We start from the raw sequence: 6798 nt of genomic DNA, 5'->3' as shown, positions 1-6798 counted from the left end.
CCAAAATCTCCACGACGTCGTTACTAAGCGTCGGTACCGCGATTTTAAAGACCTCGCGCCCCGCCATCTGCATGAAGCCCAGCTTTTCGTCGATGATCTTACTACTAAGCGGATTGACGCTGCCCGGAGCCGGGGTGATGAGAAGATCGCCCTTGCTGCCGTCGCTAGCGGTATGAATGTCGATGATTTCGTTTTGCTCGCGCGCCGCGATAACCGCAGCGCCTGCGCCGTCGCCGAAGAGTATGCACGTAGCGCGGTCGTTCCAATCGACTATCGAACTTAGCTTTTCCGTGCCGATTATCAGCACGTGTTTTTTGGCGCCGCTTTCGATGAGGGATTTTGCAAGCTCTAAAAGATAGATGAAGCCCGTACAGGCGGCATTTATATCAAACGCCGTGATGCCGAAGCTCAAACCCAACTTATCCGCGATGACGCACGCGGTCGATGGCATACAGAAATAATCGGGTGAGATCGTGGCGCAGATTATCGCATCGATCTCGTTTTTTTGCAACCCGCTACGCTCGATCGCAAGTGCCGCGGCCTTCATACCCAAATCGCTAGTGGTCTCGTCCTTTGCGATGCGGCGCTCGTGAATGCCTGTTCGCTTGACGATCCATTCATCGCTCGTTTCAACCATTTTTTCAAGATCGAAATTAGTTAAAATTTGGCTCGGTGCGTATGCTGCGATCGAGATCATCGAGGCTTTTTTCATTTTTGCTCGTTTGAAGAAATTTCGCTTTCTATCGCGGAGTTGATTTTGGAATCTGCAAATTTAAGCGCCTGAAAGATTGCATTTTTAACGGCTTTCGGAGTGCTTTTGCCATGGCTTATGATGACGCATTCTTTGACGCCTAAAAGCGGCGCACCGCCGTATTCGTCATAATCTGTGCTTTTTTTGATAATTTTAAAGACGCGCTTCATCAAGATGGAGCCTGCGATGGCGATCGGGGATTTTTTCGTTTCGTTTTTAATAAGTTTGCCGATAGCGCTTGCGACGCCTTCGCTGGATTTTAGCATAATGTTGCCAATAAATCCATCGCACACGACCACGTCTACCGAGCCGTCAAAAATTTGATTGCCTTCGACATTTCCGATAAAATTTTGCATCTTCTTAAGCATATGAAAGGTTTCTTTTGTCACCTCGTTGCCTTTACTATCCTCCTCGCCGTTGGATAATAAGCCGATGCGTGGTGCGTTTAAACCCATAATCTCCTTGGCATATGCTTCGCCCATAATCGCGAATTGAAACAAATTCTCAGGCTTACAATCCACATAAGCGCCCACATCCAGCACGAGCGTGCGTCCACCTATGGAATTTGGCATCAGCGTAGCGATTGCGGGGCGCAAAATGCCCTTTAATCTGCCTATGCGAAGCGTCGCAAGGCTCATCGTAGCGCCGCTGTGTCCTGCTGATACCACGGCTTTGCAAGTGCCGTCTTTTACTAGATCGACCGCTTTAAAGATGCTGCTCTCTTTGCGTTTGAGAGCGTCGGTTGCGCCCTCTTTCATCTCGAAAACTTCGCTTGCAGCTACGTAAGTGATATATTTCTCAAAGCCTTGATCTTGTGGAATAAAAGGCTTGATTTGCGCTTCGTCGCCTACCAAAAATGCATTAAATTTACGCTCTCGCAGCGCATCTACGACTCCGTTTATTATCGGCTCGCAGCCGAAATCACCGCCCATCGCGTCTATAGCAACGGAAATCATCGGATTAATATTCGCCCGTAGTTTTGTTTATTCTATGCGGAATTTTCCAGCTTCCGTCTTTATCTTTGACGGGAATCGGAAGGGTCACTTTGTAGTGAGTGCGTCTTTTCGCCGCACGAGTTTTACTAACTCTTCGCTTTGGAACTGCCATTTTTTCTCCTTTATAAATTTAGTTCTTGCATTCTTCGCAATAAAAATAGTCGCTTTTGAAAGCTTCCGTTTCGCTTCTTAAAATTTCATCCAGATCAACTTCGGCGCCGAAAAACTCCATAACGTCCAAGCTCTCGTGCCTTTCGTCGTTAAAAACTCCTTCGCTTAAAAGCAAATTCACGCTCTCGTTTACGTCAAGATCAAATTCTTTACCACAGCGGTCGCAAATGTATGGAATTTTACCCTTAATTTCGCCCTTGCACTCGATAAACTTAGAGTCTTTTCGTTTTAAATTTCCGCTAAGCTTAAGTCCGTCTCGTGAAATTTCAAACGGCACGGGCGATGCGGAAATTTTAGCAAAAGCGATCTTCACGCGGCACTCTTAGCAAATTTCTCTTTTTGCAAAGAAAAATGCGATCTCAGTTTTTGCGTTTTCTAAGCTATCGCTGCCGTGAACGGCGTTAGCGTCGATGCTATCCGCAAAATCCGCTCTGATCGTGCCTTTATCTGCTTTTTTCGGATCGGTAGCGCCCATTAGCGCGCGATTTTTAGCTACCGCATCATCGCCTTCAAGCACCATTACGACCACCGGACCGCTAGTCATAAACTCAATCAGATCCTTATAAAAAGGGCGATCCTTGTGAATTTCATAAAATTTACCCGCATCTTCAGCGCTTAGGCATAATTTTTTAGCCGCTGCGATTCTTAGTCCGTGGCTTTCGAAACGATCGATAATTTTGCCAATAACGCCCTTTTTAACGGCATCAGGCTTAATAATAGAAAGCGTTTGCTGCATATAATCTCCTTAAAGTGAAAGGCGGATTGTATCGAAAAATAGGTTAAAATTTATTTAAGGATTGAATGAATTAAAATTCCGCGCATTTGATCGCGGAATTTTATCTGCTAAGCAAATACCGGGGTATCTCCGCTGCGCAGATCCGCACCTATACTATCCCTGCTAGGTTGACCCGCTACGATGTCACTCCAGACGATACAGCCGTCGGTCGGACAGGCGCTGGCGCAAGCCGGTTCGTCGTTGTAACCTACACACTCGACGCATTTATCGGCATATACGTAGTAGCTATCCTCGCCGCTTGGGTTATCGCTATCGTCCACGATCGCATTTACCGGGCACTCGTCGATGCATGAGCCGCAGCTAATGCAAATATCGGTAATTTTTACAGCCATTTTTTCTCCTTTATCAAAAAATGAAGCGCGATGATAACATACTAAATTTAAAAAATGATAAAAGTAATATTATTGGATAAATAAAATTTATTATATAAAAATTTTCATCAAATTTCAGCAAATCTAAAGTTTTAAAATGTATAATCGCCATCATAAATTTTATTAACAAGGAGAAACAAATGATAGTAACCAACAAAGCCGTTGATTTCACGGCAACTGCGGTTTTAGGCAATAACGAAATAGTCGAGGATTTCAACCTCTATAAAAATATCGGCGAAAAAGGCGCGGTCGTATTCTTTTATCCAAAAGATTTTACCTTCGTCTGCCCGAGCGAGATCATCGCATTCGATCACAGATATCAAGATTTCAAATCCAAAGGTATCGAAGTTATCGGCGTTAGCTGCGATAGCGAGTTTACGCATCTTGCATGGAAAAACACTCCGGTAAACGCAGGCGGTATCGGCAAAGTGCAGTTCCCGCTAGTTTCGGATATCACAAAAGATATCGCACGCAGCTTCGACGTGCTGTTCGGCAATGCCGTAGCGCTTCGCGGCAGCTTCCTGCTTGACAAAGACGGCACCGTCCGCCACGCCGTCATCAACGACCTACCGCTCGGCAGAAACATCGACGAGATGCTAAGAATGGTCGATACGATGCTATTTACAAACGAGCACGGCGAGGTTTGCCCGGCAGGCTGGCACAAAGGCGACGCAGGAATGAAAGCAGATCCTAAGGGCGTCGCGGATTATCTAGGCAAAAATGCGAGCAAACTATAAGTTGTAAAATTCTTCGCGCGAGCGTATGAAGTTCTAACCGCGTAAGGTTTAAATTTAGCCTTACACGGGCTATTAAAGCTCGCGAAGCTTTCTAAATTCCGCTGCCAAAATTTTAAGTCGCGGCGGAATTCCAAAAATTCCAAAAATTCCAAAAATTCCAAAAATTCCAAAAATTCCAAAAATTCCGTTTCTTGAAATTTTGCAAGTAAAATTTCAAAACCGCAAGTAAAATCCCAAATCCTTGGCAAAATTTAACCCATAGAAAAGCTTGTAAAATCATACTTTAAACTAGCTTTTGTTACAATTACAAGTTTTTAAATCCAAGGACAATTATGAAAAAGCTTATATTTTTTATCACTACCCTACTTTGCTCTTTGAGCCTTTACTCCGCAGACGCTAACCCGGACGCGCCGCTTAAGCTCGATCCTAGCGTCGTGCACGGCGAGCTAGCAAATGGCGTGAAATTTTATATCCTCAAAAACGACGTGCCGAAAAATAGTGCGCTTTTTTACCTCAACGTAGCCGCGGGCAGTGTTGATGAAAATGACGACGAACAGGGTCTTGCGCATTTCGTCGAGCATATGGCGTTCAACGGCAGCGAGCACTTCGATAAAAACGAGCTCGTTCATACCTTGCAGCGTCTGGGAGTAAAATTCGGCGCCGATCTCAATGCACAGACTGGCTTTGAAAACACTACATACAACATCCAAGCCCAAGTAAGCGACGAGACGCTAAAGGACGTATTTTTGGTGCTGCGCGATTATGCAGGCGGCGTGAAATTTGACGAGAACGAAACACAAAAGGAAAAAGGCGTCATCTTAGAGGAAGCAAAAAAAGGCTTTGAGAGGCGCTTTTACGAAAAGCGCGCCACATATTTATACCCTAATTCCATATTTTCCAGACGCTTTCCGATTGGACAAAATGAAATCATCAAAGGCGCCACCGGCGAGCAACTAAAAAAATTCTATGCGCGTAACTACCTTCCTAGCGCCATTAGCATCATAGTCGTAGGCGACGTAAACATTGAGCAGATTAAAAACCTAATCAAGCAAAATTTTAGCTCTCTTTCTGCGCACGGCGAAAAAATCCCGCGCGATCTTAGCCTACGCCCATTTGAAGGCGGGCTAGCAAGCACCGTAGAGCCCGAGCTCGGCACTAATGTCGCTAGCCTGCTTTACGCAGGCAAATATGAGCCGCTAAGGAGCTACGGTGCGCTTAAAAATGAGTGGCTGCAAGCCTACGTATCGAGGCTGATGGAGCTTGGATACGACGCGATGAATGTAAATGCCAAAATTCCGCTTAAAGCCTATTTCGGCTCGGACGATCTGTTTAAAAACCGCAGACTATACAGCATAAGCGCAAATATTTTTAATTTCGACGCCAACGCCACGCTAAGTAGTCTTTTTAGCGCGATCAAAGGGGTACGCGAACACGGATTTAACAATGACGATTTTGATAGCGTTAAGGCGGAATTTAAACATCAAGTGCAAGCCGATCTGCTTAAAAACGATACACAAAGTGCGCAAATAGGGGCACTACTCGATTTTGTACAAAACGGCAATGTAAAGCTTAGTAAGCAAGACGAGCACGATCTAAGCCTCAAGGCGTTAGAAGAAATAACGCTAGCAGATGTTAATAAATTTTTCTCAAAGATAACGGATGGAGCGAGATTTACGGAGATTATCTCGGCAAAGGATTTGGGCATTAGCCAAAAAGACGCGAAGCTGCTCTACGAAAAAGCGGTGCCGTTTAATTTCGCTACTTCGAAGCTTGCTTCCAAGCAGCTTGCGGGAGCAGATTTAAAAGAGACGGAATTTAAAGCACAAAAAGGCGCTAGCGGCACTGAAATTTTGGAGTTTAAAAACGGCGCTCGCGTAATTTTAAAACCCCTTAAAAGCGAGAAAAATAAAATCGCCCTCGCAGCCGTTAAAAAAGGCGGCTACGCACATTTCGGCAAGGCTCGTGGCGAAATTATAACCGCGCTGCTAAACTCGGGCACCATAGGCGAGCTAAACGAATACGAAGCGGGACGCTTGACCTCAAAATTTGATTATAAGCTAAGATTTAGGATGGATGACTCAGACTGCGGTTTTAGAGGCGCAGGGGTGGATCTGGAGGCGATGGCACACGAGCTTTACGCGAGATTTAGCGAGCCGCTAATTCATGCAAGCTCGCTTACAAAATACAAAACCGACGCGCTTTCGGCGATTGCGCTACGAGACGAGACGGCGGAATTTAAATTCGGCGAGCAAATTTTAAAATCGCTATATTCGGGAGATACGGCTCGCAAACAGCCGCTTAGCGTAGATGACGTAAAGAGCGCAAATCTTGCCGATTTACAGCGCGATGCGGATGAAATTTTTTCAGGTGTTGGAGATTTTATCTTTGTGCTTAGCGGCGATTTTGAGCCTGCGCGCGCGAAACAAATTCTAGCCAAATATATCGGCAATCTAAAGCCCGGCACAAGCAGCGCTACGCCTAAAACTTTGATGCTAAATACTTCTAGCGGAGAGATTGTGCAAGACTACGGCGATAGTGATAAAAGCGAAGTTCGGATGATTTTTTCAAACTATGAGCTGCAAAATTTCGACTTTGCAGACACTTATAAATTTCAGGCGTTAAAAAGTGTGCTAAGCAATCGCATCGTCGAGCAGATCCGCGAGGCGCGCGGACAAATTTACTCGGCGATGGTGCATAGCGCCTATGTGCGTGAGCCACAAATCGCAGCGAGCTTGAACGTATCGTTTTCTACCGAGCCGAAAGACGCCAGTGCGGTTGCAGCAAGCGTGAGTGAAATTTTAAAACAGATCGAAAGCTCCGGCGCAAAAGATAGCGAGCTGGCAAATTTTAAAAAAGCTCAAATTCTATCGACCAAAAGAGCTGCGCAGACGAATGATTTTTGGCTTGGAAATATCACTGCGCACGAGCTTTACGGCTATCCGCTCTATGACGAAAAAAGCTACGCAGCAAGCATAAA

The 6798-nt window shown here is 45.4% G+C and carries 9 protein-coding genes; 2 read left to right on the top strand and 7 right to left on the bottom strand.

Translation table 11 applies throughout. The features are described from left to right. The 6 genes from Q0238_RS10285 to Q0238_RS10260 all read right to left on the bottom strand — a co-directional run. A partial coding sequence (locus Q0238_RS10285; protein ID WP_297945775.1) for a beta-ketoacyl-ACP synthase 3 occupies window positions 1–712 on the bottom strand: 712 nt, incomplete at its 3' end. After that, window positions 709–1707: a phosphate acyltransferase PlsX gene (gene plsX, locus Q0238_RS10280; RefSeq protein ID WP_177388473.1), complete on the bottom strand. Its 999-nt coding sequence runs from the start codon at window positions 1705–1707 to the stop codon at window positions 709–711. The genes plsX and Q0238_RS10285, both read right to left, overlap by 4 nt. A 4-nt stretch (window positions 1708–1711) precedes the next feature. Next, the gene (gene rpmF, locus Q0238_RS10275) at window positions 1712–1858 is read right to left on the bottom strand and encodes a 50S ribosomal protein L32 (RefSeq protein WP_005871250.1); all 147 of its coding nucleotides are present in this window, start codon (window positions 1856–1858) and stop codon (window positions 1712–1714) included. A gap of 18 nt (window positions 1859–1876) precedes the next feature. Then, window positions 1877–2230, bottom strand: coding sequence for a hypothetical protein (locus Q0238_RS10270; RefSeq protein ID WP_297917158.1), 354 nt, complete (start codon window positions 2228–2230; stop codon window positions 1877–1879). Window positions 2231–2239: 9 nt separating this feature from the next. After that, on the bottom strand, window positions 2240–2653 hold the full coding sequence (gene ndk, locus Q0238_RS10265; RefSeq protein ID WP_177388469.1) for a nucleoside-diphosphate kinase: 414 nt from the start codon (window positions 2651–2653) through the stop codon (window positions 2240–2242). Window positions 2654–2760: 107 nt separating this feature from the next. After that, on the bottom strand, window positions 2761–3045 hold the full coding sequence (locus Q0238_RS10260) for a 4Fe-4S dicluster domain-containing protein (protein WP_005871245.1): 285 nt from the start codon (window positions 3043–3045) through the stop codon (window positions 2761–2763). 179 nt (window positions 3046–3224) lie between these two features. Between Q0238_RS10260 and Q0238_RS10255 the strand changes: the two genes are divergently transcribed. Next, entirely contained in the window at window positions 3225–3821 is a 597-nt protein-coding gene (locus Q0238_RS10255) for a peroxiredoxin (RefSeq protein ID WP_005871241.1), read from the top strand. Here the strand turns inward: Q0238_RS10255 and Q0238_RS10250 are convergent. Continuing rightward, window positions 3791–4069 carry a hypothetical protein gene (locus Q0238_RS10250; protein ID WP_297945772.1) on the bottom strand — a complete coding sequence of 93 codons (279 nt, stop codon included), beginning with the start codon at window positions 4067–4069 and terminating at the stop codon, window positions 3791–3793. The genes Q0238_RS10255 and Q0238_RS10250 overlap by 31 nt on opposite strands. Before the next feature lie 84 nt (window positions 4070–4153). On the opposite strand from Q0238_RS10250, the gene Q0238_RS10245 reads away from it, so the two are divergent. Further along, window positions 4154–6798 (top strand): M16 family metallopeptidase (locus Q0238_RS10245; protein WP_297945770.1); only part of this gene is annotated, 2645 nt, incomplete at its 3' end.

The sequence above is a fragment of the uncultured Campylobacter sp. genome (assembly GCF_938045775.1).
Classification (GTDB): domain Bacteria; phylum Campylobacterota; class Campylobacteria; order Campylobacterales; family Campylobacteraceae; genus Campylobacter_B.
Note: the sequence above shows the minus strand (reverse complement) of the source record. Positions and strands in the feature narration are given on the sequence as shown.